The sequence below is a fragment of the Burkholderia sp. SJZ089 genome (assembly GCF_007828315.1).
In the GTDB taxonomy this organism is placed as follows: Bacteria; Pseudomonadota; Gammaproteobacteria; order Burkholderiales; family Burkholderiaceae; genus Burkholderia; species Burkholderia gladioli.
In genome coordinates this window covers 64,518-80,521 of sequence record NZ_VIUM01000001.1, presented here as the reverse complement: position 1 = coordinate 80,521, position 16,004 = coordinate 64,518, and the positions used below count along the sequence as shown (strand labels likewise).

General features: G+C 70.3%; 12 protein-coding genes. 8 read left to right on the top strand and 4 right to left on the bottom strand.

The annotated features are described in order from the left end of the window. Window positions 1-28: 28 nt before the first annotated feature. From FB600_RS00310 to FB600_RS00300, 3 genes are all read right to left on the bottom strand, one after another. Entirely contained in the window at window positions 29-544 is a 516-nt protein-coding gene (locus FB600_RS00310) for a GNAT family N-acetyltransferase (protein WP_013690246.1), read from the bottom strand. Window positions 545-714: 170 nt separating this feature from the next. Next, window positions 715-1,278, bottom strand: coding sequence for a hypothetical protein (locus tag FB600_RS00305; RefSeq protein WP_124076762.1), 564 nt, complete (start codon window positions 1,276-1,278; stop codon window positions 715-717). A gap of 138 nt (window positions 1,279-1,416) precedes the next feature. After that, window positions 1,417-3,321, bottom strand: coding sequence for a DUF3857 domain-containing protein (locus FB600_RS00300; RefSeq protein ID WP_254227745.1), 1,905 nt, complete (start codon window positions 3,319-3,321; stop codon window positions 1,417-1,419). A 224-nt stretch (window positions 3,322-3,545) separates the two neighbouring features. Between FB600_RS00300 and FB600_RS00295 the strand changes: the two genes are divergently transcribed. Next, the gene (locus tag FB600_RS00295; RefSeq protein ID WP_096751096.1) at window positions 3,546-4,037 is read left to right on the top strand and encodes a 2,4'-dihydroxyacetophenone dioxygenase family protein; all 492 of its coding nucleotides are present in this window, start codon (window positions 3,546-3,548) and stop codon (window positions 4,035-4,037) included. A 58-nt stretch (window positions 4,038-4,095) separates the two neighbouring features. On the opposite strand, the gene FB600_RS00290 is transcribed toward FB600_RS00295, so the two are convergent. Continuing rightward, window positions 4,096-5,751 carry an acyl-CoA synthetase gene (locus FB600_RS00290; RefSeq protein WP_096751095.1) on the bottom strand — a complete coding sequence of 552 codons (1,656 nt, stop codon included), beginning with the start codon at window positions 5,749-5,751 and terminating at the stop codon, window positions 4,096-4,098. 156 nt (window positions 5,752-5,907) lie between these two features. Here FB600_RS00290 and FB600_RS00285 point away from each other — a divergent pair, with 156 nt between their 5' ends. The 7 genes from FB600_RS00285 to FB600_RS00255 all read left to right on the top strand — a co-directional run bounded on the left by FB600_RS00285 (window position 5,908) and on the right by FB600_RS00255 (window position 15,994). After that, window positions 5,908-6,675 (top strand): Crp/Fnr family transcriptional regulator, encoded by a 768-nt coding sequence (locus FB600_RS00285; RefSeq protein WP_036038589.1) that lies wholly within the window; start codon window positions 5,908-5,910, stop codon window positions 6,673-6,675. 156 nt (window positions 6,676-6,831) lie between these two features. After that, window positions 6,832-10,017 carry an efflux RND transporter permease subunit gene (locus tag FB600_RS00280; RefSeq protein WP_145756021.1) on the top strand — a complete coding sequence of 1,062 codons (3,186 nt, stop codon included), beginning with the start codon at window positions 6,832-6,834 and terminating at the stop codon, window positions 10,015-10,017. 30 nt (window positions 10,018-10,047) lie between these two features. After that, window positions 10,048-11,403, top strand: a complete 1,356-nt coding sequence (locus FB600_RS00275; protein WP_145756020.1) for an efflux RND transporter periplasmic adaptor subunit — start codon at window positions 10,048-10,050, stop codon at window positions 11,401-11,403. A gap of 41 nt (window positions 11,404-11,444) precedes the next feature. Beyond that, window positions 11,445-12,968, top strand: coding sequence for an efflux transporter outer membrane subunit (locus FB600_RS00270; RefSeq protein WP_145756226.1), 1,524 nt, complete (start codon window positions 11,445-11,447; stop codon window positions 12,966-12,968). Further along, window positions 12,965-13,660 carry a heavy metal response regulator transcription factor gene (locus FB600_RS00265; protein ID WP_145756019.1) on the top strand — a complete coding sequence of 232 codons (696 nt, stop codon included), beginning with the start codon at window positions 12,965-12,967 and terminating at the stop codon, window positions 13,658-13,660. Before FB600_RS00270 ends, FB600_RS00265 begins: the two co-directional genes overlap by 4 nt. Before the next feature lie 7 nt (window positions 13,661-13,667). Beyond that, complete coding sequence (locus tag FB600_RS00260; RefSeq protein ID WP_096751091.1) at window positions 13,668-15,104, top strand: heavy metal sensor histidine kinase; 1,437 nt, start codon at window positions 13,668-13,670, stop codon at window positions 15,102-15,104. 524 nt (window positions 15,105-15,628) lie between these two features. Next, window positions 15,629-15,994 carry a hypothetical protein gene (locus tag FB600_RS00255; RefSeq protein ID WP_096751090.1) on the top strand — a complete coding sequence of 122 codons (366 nt, stop codon included), beginning with the start codon at window positions 15,629-15,631 and terminating at the stop codon, window positions 15,992-15,994. The last annotated feature ends 10 nt before the right edge of the window (window positions 15,995-16,004 follow it).

Below are 16,004 nucleotides of genomic sequence, written 5' to 3'. Positions count from 1 at the left end.
AGGCCGGGAGGGTCGGCGGGCGACGCGCTCAGGCGCCGCCGAATTCGTCGGCCAGCAGCGCCCAGCGCTCGTGGTCGCGCCATTCGCCATCGATGCGCAGGTAACGCGGCGAATAACCCTCGAGGCGAAACCCGAGCCGCCTGACCAGCGCGATCGAGGCCGTATTGCCGGGCTGGATATTGGCTTCGAGGCGATGCAGGCCGGCTTCGCCGAAGGCGCGGCCCAGCACCTGCCGCAACGCCTCGCGCATCAGCCCGCGCCCGGCGAAGGCCGCCATCCCGTAATAGCCGAGATAGGCGTTGTGGAACGCGCCGCGCACGATCTCGCTCAGGTTGATCACGCCGACCACCTGCCGCGAGGCGCGCTCGCGCGCGACGAAGCCGAGCTGCGGCCCGCTCTCGCAGCGCGCGAACCAGGCGTCGAAGCCGGCCTGGTCGGTGAAGGAGGCGACCCAGGGCAGGTGATGGGCCTGGCTGGCGCGGTTGGCGGCGATCAGGTCGGCGGCATCGGCCGGCGTGACGCGATCGAGCAGGATCGGGCTCATGGTGGCGGGCGAAGGCGGAAAGGGAAGCGGCGCAGTATCGCCGACATCGGCCGAATGTGTCACCTACCCGGCCGCGCATCGGCGTGGACCGCTCATGCCGATTCGCCATTACGGCGCGCGGATCGGCATACGCCCCCGGGTCAAACCCGACGCGATGCTGCCACCTGCGCTCAGGCGCCCTTGCGGCCGAGCTTCACGGCCACGCCGGCAATCGATTGCCGGTCGCGCGGCGCCACGAAATCGCGCGGCCCCGCGCCGGCCAGTTCGAAATAGACCTGCGCGCCGGCCCGCAGGTCGACGATCCGGAACGCGCCCCAGGGATTGAGGATGATCGCGTGCGAGATCAGCCCGAGGCGGCAGGAGCCGTCGCGGTAGGCCAGGGTCGCCGCATCCCGCAGCCCGGGCAGGCTCCAGCTCGTCAGGCCGGCGCGCGCCATCGCCATCAGGATCGCCTCGCGTGCCGCCTCGGCCGTGTCGGGCAGCGGCCGGATGCGGGCCAGCTCGGTGCGCAGCCGGCCGAGCCGCTCCCGCGTCTCCTCCCGGCGCAGCGGATCGATGCCGCCGCGCGAGCGTTTGCCCTCGACGCCCAGCGTCCTGAGCCCGGCGATTGGCGCGTCGGCGGCGCCCGGGGACGCCGCCGACGGCTCGGCCGAAGCGGGGCGAGCGCCGGCCTGGCCCTCACGGGCCGGCAGCGCGAAATCGGGCAGCACGGAATGGGATGGGATGCGGGTCATCGTCTGGATGGCGGGCCGGGCCGCGCGCGGGCCGCGAAAGCGGCACCACGCGCCTGCCCTGCTGTATACCGCCGATCGGCCGACGGCCGGCGCCCTCATCCGAACCCGCGTCGGACGGAGCGAAGCGGCGCGAGCCGCTCAGTAGACCAACTGGGTGCGCAACTCGCGCTTGACCGCCAGCGCGAACTTGCGGAACGCCGGGTAATCGGCCGGGGTGATCAGCGGGCCCGAAGGCTTCAGCAGCAGGTCCCGCGTGACCGTCACGACCGCGCCGTCGCTGCCGTCGTGACGGTAGCTGGCCCGGTAGCTGCCCAGCGGCGAATCGATCGCCACCGGCTCGGGCAGGCGCGGAACCCGCACGCCGGGCGCCAAGGTGACGATGGTGGTCTCGACCACATGCCGCGCGGCCATCGCGATCGAGGTTTGCCGCGTCTCCAGCCCGGCGGCGTCGAAGGTCGAGGCGATGCCGTTGATACTGCCCAGCCCCACCGGCACCGGGATCGCGCCCGGCCCAGGCAGCAGCGCGTACTCGGGCAGGCGGAACGCCGAGCCATAGACGAAGGGCTTGCCGAGATCGCGCACGTCGGCGTAGTGATAGGTGCCGGTGCCGTCCTGTCCCGTGAGGGCGAGGATGCGCTCCGCGACCTGGGCCTCCATGCCCGGCGGCAGCGAGGCGAACACGCTGCGCGCGTTGAGGTCGAAGACGCCCTCGTTGTCGATCTGCCCGCTGCCCTGCAGCGTGCCGTCGGCCTCCATGGCGACGCGCCGGGTCACGCGCACCGTGTCGTGGGCCGGATCGCCGAGCGGCAGGGTGCGCAGGCTGCCCGCCTGCTTGTCGGTGCCGGCCACCAGGCCGCGCTTGCCGAGCTCGGAGGACGGCAGCACGCCGAAGCGCGCCAGCATGGCGGTCGAATCGACATACAGGTCGAACTCGGGGAGATAGGTGATCGCGTGGTCGAACACGCCGAGCGGCAGCGCGACCTTCGGCACCCAGTAGGTGTTGCCGAGATTGACCAGCACCGGCTGGCTGGCGATCCCCTTGGCGGCCAGCAAGGCCTCGAGCAGGGTCACGTGGTCCTTGCAATCGCCATAGGCGGCGGCCAGGATCGCATCGGCGTCGTGCGGCACCACGCCGCCCAGGCCGAGATAGAGCGCCACGTAGCGGATATGCGTGCTGACCCAGTCGTAGAGGATCTCGGCCTGGCGGCGCCGGTCGCTCACGCCTTCGGTCAGCGAATCGGCCAGGGCCTGCACCTTCGGCGTGACGGCCGCCTTCGGCATCGCGCGCTGCTGGTAGGCGGCGCCGATCGCGGCATAGTCGGCGAAGCTGGTGATCGCCACGCGCGGGCTGCGATCGAGGCTGGCGGTGGAATACAGCTCCGGCGTGCGCGCCGGCTGCTTCGACAGCGACCAGCGCCAGACCTGGATGCCCGCCTCACCACCGGCCTCGCCGGCGGGCTGGCGGCCGCCCGGCAGGTCGACCGCGTCGGCCTGCAGCGGCATCGCCGCCGGGGCGCGCACCGTCAGTTGCATCGATTCGCGCGGGACGCCGTCGCTGAACTGCTCGAGCGCCGAGAACTGCCCGGGGAACAGCGGCGTCTTCTGGGCGAGGCGGTAATGCAGCATCAGCTTCGCACCGACCTCCACCGCCGGGAACACCACCACCTTGAGCCGCTGGTCGACGAACATCGGCGCGCGCGCGCTGGCCGGGCTCTGCTGCTCGCGGATCTGGTCCGGCGTCACGTCGATGCGGCGGCCGTCCCGGGTCAGCGTGTAGGCCTCGACGATCTCGAGCGCCTGCAGCGAGGTGCTGTAGCCCAGCGAGGATTCGCCGCCCTCGCGCACGCCCTGCTCGGTGTCGATGCGATCGAGTTCGGTGACGTCCTTGGTATAGCTGCCGTCGGCATGCACGTCGTAGACGATGTCGTTCGACAGGACGGTGGAGTTGGCGCGGTATTCGGCGGCATGCACGGCCAGGCATGACGTCGAGAGGATCAGCGAGGCGAGCGGCATCGCGATCCCGTAGCGAGTGAATCGTGTCATTGTTGTGGTCGGTCCGGTTGCGCCGATGCCCTCGATTGATTCGTCTGCATGGCGAATCAATCGAGGGCATCGGATCGGTTGGGAAGCCATCGCGCGACGGCTCCGCGGGCGGGCCGGCAAACCGCCGGCCCAGCGCCCCGGCGATGCTAGCAAATCGTGCCACCGCGCTCAAGCCATGCGCCTCTGCCATAATCGCGCACCAGGACCACCCACCCCGCGCGCCCATGAGCTCCCCCGCCTCCGCCCCGCCCCTCGCGCTGCCGCCGATCCATTGCCTGCAGCACGACGACCTGCCGTGGCTGCCGATGGCCGACGCGCTGCCCGGCCTCGCCATCAAGTACCTGCATATCGATGTCGCCCGCGACGAGCTGAGCGTGCTGCTGCGCATGCCGGTCGGCACCACGCTGCCGCGCCATCGCCACGAAGGCACGGTGTTCGTCTACACGCTGGAAGGGGAATGGCGCTACCGCGAATACGACTGGGTGGCGCGCGCCGGCAGCACGGTGCTGGAGCCGGCCGGTTCGGTGCACACGCCCGAGACGCTGGCCTCGCCGAGCGGCGACGTGATCACCTTCAACCTGATGCGCGGCGACCTGGTGCTGCTCGACGAAGCGGGCCACGACGTGGCGCGCGAGAACTGCCGCGTCGCGCTGCTGCGGCAGCGGCGGCATGCGCGCGGCGCGCCGTCGGCGGCGATGCCTTTCGTCACGCGCTGAACCCGGAGCGCGGGCCCGGCCGGCCCGCCCCGCCGGGAAGCGGCTGACCCGCCGCCGGCTAGTTCTTGCCGTCCGGCGCCGTGTCGATCGCGCTGTCCGACCGCACCAGCGTGCGCAGCTGGAACTTCTGGATCTTGCCGGTGGAAGTCTTCGGCAATTCGCCGAAGCGCACCGCCTTGGGCATCTTGTAGCCGGCCAGCAGGGTCCGGCAATGCGCGAGGATCTCGGCCTCGCTCGCCTGCATGCCCTCGCGCAGCTCGACGAAGGCGCAGGGCACCTCGCCCCACTTCGGATCGGGCAGCGCCACCACGGCGGCCACCGCGACGGCCGGATGCCGGTACAGCGCATCCTCCACCTCGATGCTCGATATATTCTCGCCGCCCGAGATGATGATGTCCTTGCGGCGATCCTTGATGCGGATGTAGCCGTCCGGCGTCAGCACGCCGAGATCGCCGGTATGGAACCAGCCGCCCGCGAAGGCCTCGTCGGTGGCGCGCGGGTTCTTCAGGTAACCCTTCATGCAGATATTGCCGCGGAACATGATCTCGCCGAGCGTCTCGCCGTCGGCCGGCACGCTCGCCATGGTGTCGGGATCGAGCACGGTCGCGCCGGCCTGCAGGTGGTAGCGCACGCCCTGGCGCGCGGTGCGCTGCGCGAGTTCCTCCTCGGGCAGTTCGGCCCAGTGCTGCTGGGTGGCGCATACGCTGGCCGGCCCGTAGATCTCGGTCAGCCCGTAGACATGCATCAGGTCGAAACCGATCGACTTCATCTTGGCGATCACGGCCGGCGCGGGCGCGGCGCCCGCCACCTGGGCATGCACCCGGTGCTCGATGCCGGCGCGCCATTCGGCCGGCGCGTTGGCCAGCGCGCCGTGCACGATCGGCGCGCCGCTGTAGTGGGTGACGCCCTCGCGGCGGATCAGCTCGAACACGGTGCGCGGATCGAACTTGCGCAGACAGACGTTGACGCCGGCGCGCGCCGCGATCGCCCAGGGGAAGCACCAGCCGTTGCAGTGGAACATCGGCAGCGTCCACAGGTAGACGGCATGCTTGGGCATGTCCCATTCCAGCAGGTTGGAGATCGCCGCCAGGTAGGCGCCGCGATGGTGATAGACCACGCCCTTCGGGTCGCCGGTGGTGCCCGAGGTGTAGTTCAGCGCGATCGCCTGCCATTCGTCGGCGGGCGGCGCCCAGGGCGTGTCGGGGTCGCCGCCGGCGATGAAGGCCTCGTAGTCGGTGGCGCCGCCGAAGCTGGCGGGATCGGCCGGCATCGCATCCGCCACGCAGACGATGCGCAGCCCCGGCAGCTCCTCGGCCGCGCGCCGCGCCACCTCGGCGTATTCGGTATCGACGATCAGCAGCTTCGCCTCGCCATGACGCAGCATGAACAGTACCGAGGCGGCGTCGAGCCGCGTGTTGATCGCGTTGAGCACGGCGCCCGCCATCGGCACGCCGAAGTGCGCGTCGAGCATCGGCGGAATGTTCGGCAGCATCGCCGCCACCGTGTCGCCATGCGCGATGCCGGCCCCCTTCAGCGCGCCGGCCAGGCGCCGCGCGCGGGCATAGGCCTCGCGCCAGGTGTAGCGCTGCTCGCCGTGCACCACCGCGAGCCGATCGCCATACACCTCCGCCGCGCGCGCGATGAAATCGATCGGCGTGAGCGGCACGTAGTTGGCCTCGCGCCGCTCCAGTCCCGTCTCGAACAATTGCGTCATGTGCTGTCTCCCGCGGGCGCGCCCGCTCGTTATTGGCGATATCGATCCGATCGTAATTGCGCTAGGCTACTCGGCGCATTGTGAGCCGTCTGTCATCGAAACGACAGACTCGCCCGCCGCGAACCCGCGTTATCCCTAAGCTCGCTAACCCTGTCCATGTCCGACGCCGCTTCCGTCACCCTGCCGGCCCTCGCCGAGACGGCTTCGCCGGCCGCCCCCGCGTGGCCCGAGCGCATCACGCCGGAACTGCTGGCCACGCTGTTCGCGCGCTGCGGCTGGTTCCGCGCGCTGGCGCCCGAGCACCAGGCGCGCGTGCTGGCCGACGCGCGCGCCGAACAGCGCGAGGCCGGCGACTGGGTGGCGCGCCGCAACGCGCCCTCCAGCGACTGGATCGGCGTGCACGACGGGCTCGTCAAGCTGTCGATCCACAATGCCTCGGGGCGCGGCTGCACGCTCTCGGGCGTGCCCTCGGGCGGCTGGTTCGGCGAGGGCAGCGTGATCAAGCGCGAACTGCGCAAGTACGACGTGGTCGCGATCCGCCGCTCGCTGGTGCTGTTCGTGCCGGCCGACACCTTCCATGCCCTGCTCGACAGCAGCCTGCCCTTCACCGGTTTCGTGATCCGCCAGCTCAACAATCGCATGGGCGAATTCATCGCCTCGATCCAGAACGCGCGGCTGCTCGAGGTCGACGCGCGGGTGGCGCAGGCGCTCGCGCAATTGTTCAACCCCGATCTCTATCCCGATACCGGCCCGACCCTGCCGATCTCGCAGGAGGAACTGGGCATGCTGGTAGGCGTGTCGCGCCAGCGGGTCAACCAGGCGCTGCGCGAGCTGGAGCGGCTGGGCCTGCTTGCACTCGCCTACAACCAGATCGCCGTGACCGACCTCGCGGGCCTGCGCGCGATCGGCACCGACCAGATCTGAGCACCGAACCCGGGCCAAATCCGCATTCCTGTGACGAATATCCGTCCATTCCTGACAATTCGGCCATTTTGGTGTCAGGAAAGCGTCCCGGCCACCTGACTATCATCCAGTCCCAATCCTCGCCCCGCCCCTCGAGCCGCCCCTCCCGCCTCCCCCATGTGGATCGTCAATCTCGCGCTGCGCCGCCCGTACACGTTCATCGTGATGGCCATCATGATCCTGCTGGCGACGCCGCTCGCGCTGATGCGGACCCCGACCGACGTGCTGCCGTCGATCGACATCCCGGTGATCAGCGTGATCTGGAGCTACAGCGGCTTCTCGGCGCGCGACATGGCCGAGCGCATCACCTCGGTCCATGAACGCACGCTGACCACCACCGTCAGCAATATCGAACATCTCGAATCGCAGACCCTGCCCGGCATCGCGATCGTCAAGGTGTTCCTGCAGCCGGGCGCGAACACCCAGACCGCGATCGCGCAGACGGTGTCCTCGGCGCAGTCGATCGTGCGGCAAATGCCGCCCGGCGCCACCCCGCCGCTGGTGATCAGCTATTCGGCCTCGAGCATCCCGGTGCTGCAGCTGGGCTTGTCCAGTTCCTCGCTGAGCGAGGAGTCGCTGGCCGACATCGCGCAGAACTTCCTGCGCCCGCAACTGGTGACGGTGCGCGGCGTGCAGATCCCCGCGCCCTATGGGGGCCGCACCCGCGTGATCTCGGTGGACCTCGACATGCAGGCGCTGATGGCCAAGGGCCTGACGCCCTCCGACGTGGTCAACGCGGTGGGCGTGCAGAACCTGATCCTGCCGACCGGCACCGCCAAGATCGGGCCCACCGAGTACCGGGTCGGCACCAATGCCTCACCCGACACGGTGGCCGAGCTGAACCGGCTGCCGATCCGCACCCAGAACGGCGCGACCCTCTACCTGTCCGACGTGGCCCACGTGCGCGACGGCTTCACGCCGCAGACCAACGTGGTGCGCAAGGACGGCCAGCGCGGCGTGCTGATCTCGATCCTGAAGAACGGCGACGCCTCCACGCTGCAGGTGGTGGGCGCGCTCAAGGCGTTGCTGCCGAGCGTGGCGGCCACCCTGCCGGCGGACCTGAAGATCACCCCGCTGTTCGACCAGTCCGTGTTCGTGAAGGCCGCCGTGCAGGGCGTGATCCACGAGGCGCTGATCGCCGCGCTGCTCACCGCGATGATGATCCTGCTGTTCCTCGGCAACTGGCGCAGCACGCTGATCATCGCGGTGTCGATCCCGCTGTCGATCTTCACCTCGATCCTGGTGCTCTCGGCGCTCGGCCAGACCATCAACATCATGACCCTGGGCGGTTTGGCGCTGGCGGTCGGGATCCTGGTGGACGACGCCACCGTGACCATCGAGAACATCGAGCGGCACCTGCACCTGGGCACCGGGCTGCGCGAGGCGATCCTCGACGGCGCCGGGGAGATCGCCGTGCCGGCGCTGGTGTCCACGCTGTGCATCTGCATCGTGTTCGTGCCGATGTTCTTCCTGACCGGCGTGGCGCGCTACCTGTTCGTGCCGCTGGCCGAGGCGGTGGTGTTCGCGATGCTGGCCTCCTACGTGCTGTCGCGCACCCTGGTGCCGACCCTGGCGATGCTGCTGTTCCGCCGCGCCGGGCCGCATCCGGGCGACACCGACCCGGCCCGGGCGCGGCGCCCATCGCGCTTCGCGCGCATCCACCACGGCTTCGACCGCGCCTTCGAGCGCCTGCGCGCCGGCTACATCGTGCTGCTGGGCATGCTGATCGTGCGCCGCCGGGTGGCCGCGATCGCCTTCCTCGGCTTCTGCCTGCTGTCGACCGGGCTGGTCTTCGCGCTCGGCCGCGACTTCTTCCCGAGCGTCGATTCCGGCAACATCCGCCTGCACATGCGCGCCCAGACCGGCATCCGCATCGAGGAGACCGCGCGCCTGGCCGACCAGGTCGAGCAGGTGGTGCGCGAGGTGGTGCCGCCGGACCAGCTCGACACCATCGTCGACAACCTCGGCCTGCCCTCGAGCGGCATCAACCTGTCCTACAGCAACGCCGGCACGATCGGCACGCTCGACGGCGAGATCATGATCGCGCTGAAGGAAGGCCACCCGAGCGCGCACCGCTACATCGAGACGCTGCGCCGGATCCTGCCGCAGCGCTTCCCCGGCATCGAGTTCTTCTTCCAGCCGTCGGACATCGTCACGCAGATCCTCAACTTCGGGCAGCCGGCGGCGATCGACGTGCAGTTGCAGGGCAACGACGCGGTCTCCAACATGGCGATCGCCAGCCGCCTGCTCAAGCAGATCCGCACCGTGCCGGGCGCGGTCGACGCGCACATCCTGCAGCGCATCGACGAGCCGATGCTGACCGCCTACATGGACCGCACGCGCATGCAGCAACTGAACCTGTCGGCGCAGAACGTGGCGCAGAACCTGCTGATCTCGCTGGCCGGCACCTCGCAGACCACCCCGACCTTCTGGATCAATCCGCAAACGGGCGTGCAGTACCCGCTGACGATCCAGACGCCGCAATACCAGATCCACTCGGTGGGCGACCTGCTCAGCACGCCGGTGGCGGCCAACGGCAACCTCGGCACACCCTACCAGCTGCTCGCCAACCTGGCCGACCTGCGCCGCAGCGTCGATCCGGCGGTGGTCACGCACTACAACATCCGGCCGGTCACCGATCTCTACGTCAGCGTCGACGGGCGCGACCTGGGCGCGGTGGCCGCCGACATCGACACGCTGGTCGGCAAGGCGCGCGCGACGCTGCCGCGCGGCACCAGCATCACGCTGCGAGGCCAGGTCGACACCATGCGCAGCTCCTACTTCGGCCTGGGCGCCGGGGTGGCGATGGCGATCGTGCTGGTCTACCTGCTGATCGTGGTGAACTTCCAGTCCTGGATCGACCCGCTGATCATCATCAGCGCGATGCCCGCGGCGCTGGCCGGGATCGCCTGGATGCTGTTCGTCACCGGCACCCACCTGAGCGTGCCGGCGCTGACCGGCGCGATCATGACGGTGGGCGTGGCGACCGCCAACTCGATCCTGGTGGTGGCCTTCGCGCGGCAGCGGCTCGATGCCGGCGTGCCGGCGCTGTCGGCCGCGCTGGAAGCGGGCGCCACGCGGATCCGCCCGGTCATGATGACGGCGCTGGCGATGATCATCGGCATGATCCCGATGGCGCTCGGGCTCGGCGAAGGCGCCGAGCAGAACGCGCCGCTGGGCCGCGCGGTGATCGGCGGCCTGCTGTTCGCCACCGTCTCGACGCTGTTTTTCGTGCCGCTCGTGTTCGCGGGCGTTCATCATCGCCTGGCGAAGCGGCGCGCGCATCGCGCCGAAGCGTCCTGATCCCTGGATTCGTAGAGACCGGTTGAACTCATGGAAGACAAACGTCACAGCGCCGTCGGGCTCCACGCCGACGAATCCGGGCTCGACCTGCCCGCCCGCGCGCAGGTCCGCCGACGCACCCGGCTCGCCCTGGTGGTGGTGGCCGTGGTGCTGGCCGCGCTCGCGGCGCGCACCCTGGTGGCCGACTACCTGAACCGCGGCCGGCTCGACAGGCTGGCCGAGCAGAACGCGCGCCAGTACGTGAGCGTGGTCGAGCCCAGCCCCTCGAAGGGCGATACGCGCCTGGCCCTGCCGGGCACCCTGCGCGGCTACGTGGAGGCGCCGATCTACGCGCGCGCCAACGGCTACGTGAGCCGCTGGGACGTCGATATCGGCGCGCACGTGAAGGCCGGCCAGGTGCTGGCCGAGCTCGACACGCCCGAGGTCGACCAGGAATACGCGCAGGCCGTGGCGCAGCGCCAGCAGGTGCAGTCCTCGCTGGCCCTGGCCAAGACCTCCTTCGATCGCGCCCGGCAGTTGCGCCAGCGCGATGCGGTCTCGCAGCAGGAGCTCGACGATCGCCAGGGCGCCTACAACCAGGCGGTGGCGAACCTCTCGGCGGCCGACGCGAACGTGCGCCGCCTCACCGAGCTGAAGGGCTTCCAGAAGATCGTCGCACCGGTGGACGGCGTGGTCACCCAGCGCAACATCGATATCGGCGACCTGGTCAATGCCGGCAACGGCGGCGCCGGGCGCGCGCTGTTCGTGGTGACCCAGGCGGACCGGCTGCGGCTCTACGTGCGCGTGCCGCAGACCTACGCGCAGCAGGTCAGGCTCGGCCAGCACGTGGCGGTCACGCAATCGGAGCTGCCGGGCCAGGCCTTCGACGGCACCGTCACGCATACCGCGCAGGCGATCGACGTGGCCACCCGCACGCTGCAGATCGAGATCACGCTGCCGAACGCCGACGGCCGGCTGCTGCCGGGCGCCTATGTGAAGGCCACCCTGCCGATGGCCGCGGTCGGCACCCTGACGATTCCCGCCAATACGCTGCTGTTCCGCGCCGAAGGGCCGACCGTGGCGGTGGTGGGCGCCGACGGCAAGGTCGCCCTGCATCCGGTGCAGATCGCGCGCACGCTCGGCAAGACACTCGAGATCGACACCGGCGTGTCGCCGGGCGACCGCATCGTGCTGAATCCGAGCGATTCGCTCGCCACCGGCGACGTGGTGATCGCCGAGGCGGCCGAGCCGGACCAGGTCGCCGGCAAGGCGGTGGGCAAGCCGGCATCGAATCCGGCCGCGAATTCGGCTGTAACTCCAGCCGTAGATTCGGCCGCAACGCCGGCCCCCGCATCGGCGGCAGCAGCGTCGGCATCGGGCGCTTCCGCGCCGGGGGCCGGATCGTGAAGACGCCGCGCGCCTCGTCCGGGCCCCGCGCCGGCACCGCGATGCGCCGGCCGGCAGCCATCGGCCTCGCGCTGCCGGCGCTGGCCGCCGCGCTGCTGGCCGGCTGCGCGGTCGGCCCCGACTATCACCGCCCCGAGGTCGAGACGCCGGCCGCCTGGCAGCAGCCGGCGGGCGACACCTATTGGCAACGCGCGCGCCCCTCGCATGCCTCGCTCACGCCCGACTGGTGGCTGGCCTTCAAGGACCCGCTGCTCGACGAGCTGGAAACGCGCGCGCTGGCGGCCAACCAGACGCTGGCCGCGGCCGCGGCCCATTACGCCCAGGCCAGGGCCACCCTGGCCTCGACCGCGTCGGCCCAGTTGCCCTCCGTCGGCCTGAACGCCGGCGCGAGCCGCGAGAAGATCTCGGCCGACCGCCCGCTCACCAACTACGCGCAGCGCAACCAGTCGACGGTCCAGAACGACACGCAGATCGGCGCGACGGCCAGCTACGAGCTGGACCTGTTCGGCCGTATCCGCCGCAACGTCGAGGCCGCGCGCGCCAGCACCGAGCAATCGGCCGACGACCTGGCCAACGCCCGCCTGGTGCTGACGGCCGACCTGGCCACCGCCTACCTGGCGCTGCGCGAGACCGATGCCGAGATCGACGTGCTGAACCGCTCGGTGGCGCTGCAGCAGAAGGCGCTCGACTTCGTCAGCGCGCAGCACGAGCTGGGCGCCGTGTCGGGCCTGAACCTGCTGCAGCAGCGCTCGCTGCTGGACGCCACGCGCACCCAGGCGCAGTTGCTGCTCAACACGCGCCAGCAATACGAGCACGCGATCGCGACCCTGGTCGGCACGCCGGCACCCTCGTTCTCGATCGCCCCGCGCGTGCAGCCCTTGATCGCGCCGGCCCTGCCGACCGGCCTGCCCAGCGACCTGCTGCAGCGCCGCCCCGACGTGGCCTCGGCCGAGCGCGCGATGGCCGCCGCCAATGCCCGGATCGGCGTGGCGCGCGCGGCCTATTTCCCGCGCATCGTGCTGTCGCCCGACATCGGCTGGGACGCCACCAACTTCGCCAGCCTGTTGACGGTGCCGTCGCTGCTGTGGTCGGTGGGCGCCTCGGTCTCGCAGCCGCTGTTCGAGGGCGGCCGCCTCAAGGCCGGCGTCGACTTCGCCCAGGCCGGCTACCAGGCCGCCCAGGCGAACTACCGGCAGACCGTGCTGGGCGCCTTCGAGGAAGTGCAGAACGCGGTGACGGGCCTGTCCACGCTGGACGAGGCCGAGCGGCGCGCCCGCGCCGCGCTGGAGGACGCGCGCCGGCTGGTCTCGCTGGCGCAGGACCGCTATGCGGGCGGCCTGACCGCCTATATCGACGTGATCAGCGCGCAACAGCAGCTGCTCACCAGCGAACGCCAGGAAGTGCAGATTCGTGGCCAACGTGCCGCGCTGGTGGTATATCTCGCAAAAGCGCTCGGCGGCGGCTGGTCCGCGACCGATCCGGAAGGCGGCGGCGACACGCCGGCCCGCGCCGGAGCGGGCGCGGCCGATCTCGCCGCCGGGCCAGCCAACGGGAAAGCCGAATGAAAGTATTGATCGTCGAAGACGAACCGAAGGTCGTCGATTACCTGAAGAGCGGGCTGTCGGAGGAAGGCTGGGTGGTCGACACCGCCACCGACGGCGAGGACGGCGCCTGGAAGGCCGTCGAATACGACTACGACGTGGTCGTGCTGGACGTGATGCTGCCGAAGATCGACGGCTTCGGCGTGTTGCGCGCGCTGCGCGCGCAGAAGGACACGCCGGTCATCATGCTGACCGCGCGCGACCGCGTCGACGACCGCGTGCGCGGCCTGCGCGGCGGCGCCGACGACTACCTGACCAAGCCCTTCTCCTTCCTCGAGCTGATCGAGCGGCTGCGCGCGCTGACGCGCCGCGCGCGCGTGCAGGAGTCGACGCTGATCTCGATCGGCGACCTGCGGTTCGACCTGATCAGCCGCCGCGCCACCCGCAACGGCATCCGCCTGGACCTGACCGCCCAGGAATTCCAGCTGCTCGGCGTGCTGGCGCGCCGGCGCGGCGAGGTGCTGTCGAAGACCACCATCACCGAGCTGGTCTGGGACGTCAATTTCGACAGCAACGCCAACGTGGTGGAAACCGCCATCAAGCGTCTGCGGGCCAAGCTCGACGGCCCGTTCTCCGACAAACTGCTGCATACCATCCGCGGGATGGGATACGTGCTCGAGGTCCGCGACGAGCCCGAACCCGACCTGCGCCGCTGAGCTTGCGATGAAACGTTCGATTTCGCTGCGCCTGTCGGTGATGTTCGGCATCACCTCGCTGCTGGTGTTCTCGCTGATCGGCATCGGCCTGTTCGCGATGATGGAGCGGCAACTGTTCGCCGAGCTGCGCGCCACGCTGGAGACGCGCGCCAAGGTGGCTGAGATGATCGTCTCGCACGCCACCACCGCCGCGCGCTGGCACATCACGCAGGAAAAGCTCACCGACCTGCAGCCGCTGGACGGCTCCACGCGCTACATCGTCACCAGCGAGGATCCGGCCTTCCGGCTCGGCACGCCGATCGACGGCGAGCCGGTGGGCATGCCGATCGGCGCGTTCCAGCTGGTGCACTGCGTGGGCAGCAGCTACAACGTGATGACGCGCACCACGGTGATCCCGACCAATGGCGTGCGCCCCGAGCTGACCCTGATCGTGGCCGCGACCTGCGACCGGACCCAGAAGATGCTGCGCTTCATCGCGCTGACGCTGGCCGGGCTGATCGGCGCGGCCACCGTGATCGCGCTGCTGCTGAGCCGCGCGGTGACGCGCTTCGGGCTCGAACCGCTGGCGCGGCTCTCGAAGGAGGCCGCCGCGCTGAGCCCGGCCAACCGCAAGCAGCGCCTGCAGACCGACGCGCTGCCCAGCGAGCTGCACGACCTGGCCAGCTCGTTCAACGGCGCGCTGGAGCGCATCGAGCACGCCTACGACCGGCTCGAGTCCTTCAATGCCGACGTGGCGCACGAGCTGCGCACGCCGGTCAGCATCCTGATCGGCCAGACCCAGGTGGCGCTCAGCTCGCGCGATCGCAGCGTGGAGCGCATGCAGCGCACCCTGCAGTCGAACCTCGAGGAGTTCGAGCGGCTGCGCGTGATCGTCAACGACATGCTGTTCCTGTCGCGCAGCGACCGCGGCGAGCGCGCCACCAATCTCAGCGACGTCTCGCTGGCCATCGAGGTGTCGCGCATGCTCGACTTCCTGGAGGTCTCGCTGGAGGATGCGCAACTGCGCGCCGAGCTGACGGGCGACGCGCGCGCCAGCGTCGATACCTCGCTGTTCGGCCGCGCGATGACCAATCTGCTGATCAATGCAATCCAGCACTCGCGGCCCGGCGACACGATCCGCGTGAAGATCCGCGCCGCGGAGGAGCAGGTGGTGATCGCGGTGGCGAACCCGGGCACGCCGATCGATCCGGCCGTGCGCGCGCACATGTTCGAGCGCTTCTACCGGCTCGAGGAAGCGCGCAGCAACAGCAACGAGAACCACGGGCTGGGCCTGTCGATCGTCAAGGCGGTGGCCGACATGCATGGCGGTTCGGTGTTCGTGGCCTGCGACGAGGGCTGGAATACCTTCGGCTTCTCGGTGATGGCGCGCCCGGCCGCCATGCCGGCCGACGCGCGCTCGCCGCTCGAGGGCTTGCCGCACAACGCGGCGCTGCGGCCCTCCTGAGCCGCTGTCGATCCCCGCGCCGATGACAGCGCGGCGGCTTGCCGACCGGCGAGCCGCCGCGTTTTTTCATGCCGCGTTTTTTCAGGCCCGGTTCGAAGCACGTCGCGCCGACGGCTCTGCGTGGCTTTCCCGATTTCCCCGCCTACTCCTTACGATTCGGCAACGACATGTTTAACAATCGTTTCCTCGCCGATACGTTCACGCGCGCCTCACGGCGCCGTGCCAAAACCCGCCCCGGTCTCGCTGCTTTTCCCCGAAACCCTTGATCCGCGCGGATTCTGCCGAACCTCGGCGATCCATTCGGAAAGACTTGCCGGCCGCGCCCGAGCTTCCCGAGACACGAACCGGGACGGCTCGTATCGCGTCGGCGGCGTCGCGCCCCCTTCCGTGTTACGCCGCTGATACGTTTTCGCGCATCGCCTCCGTGCGCCGCGATGCTCATCTCGACATCGACCCAGCAACGGCGCGCCTCTCGCTCCGCTGGCACGCTATTCGCTGAATGTCTCGCACAACGGAGAACCGCGATGCCTGCCCTGAACCGCCACCTCTGCCTGATGCTCACCGCCGCGCTGCTCGCCCTGGCCTCGATCCCGGCCGCGCAGGCGCAGGTGATTCCGCTGGCCGCCACGATCGGCGACGAAGCCGCGCCGGAGATGTTCGCCGGCCTGCGCGAGTTGCCGCTCGACGAGACCACGCTGGCCGCCCAGCGCGGCCGCGCGGCCGGCATGACGATGATGGTCTCGGCCTCGCCGGCGATGCTGGCCGGTGCCGGTAACCACGTCACGCTGTGGGACGAACTCGCGCCGCCGGCCCTGCCCTCGCCGCTGCCGATGCCGGCCGACGCGCCCCGCCCGATGCAGGGCAACAGCCTCACCTTGACGCGCCGCTGATCCGGCCGCC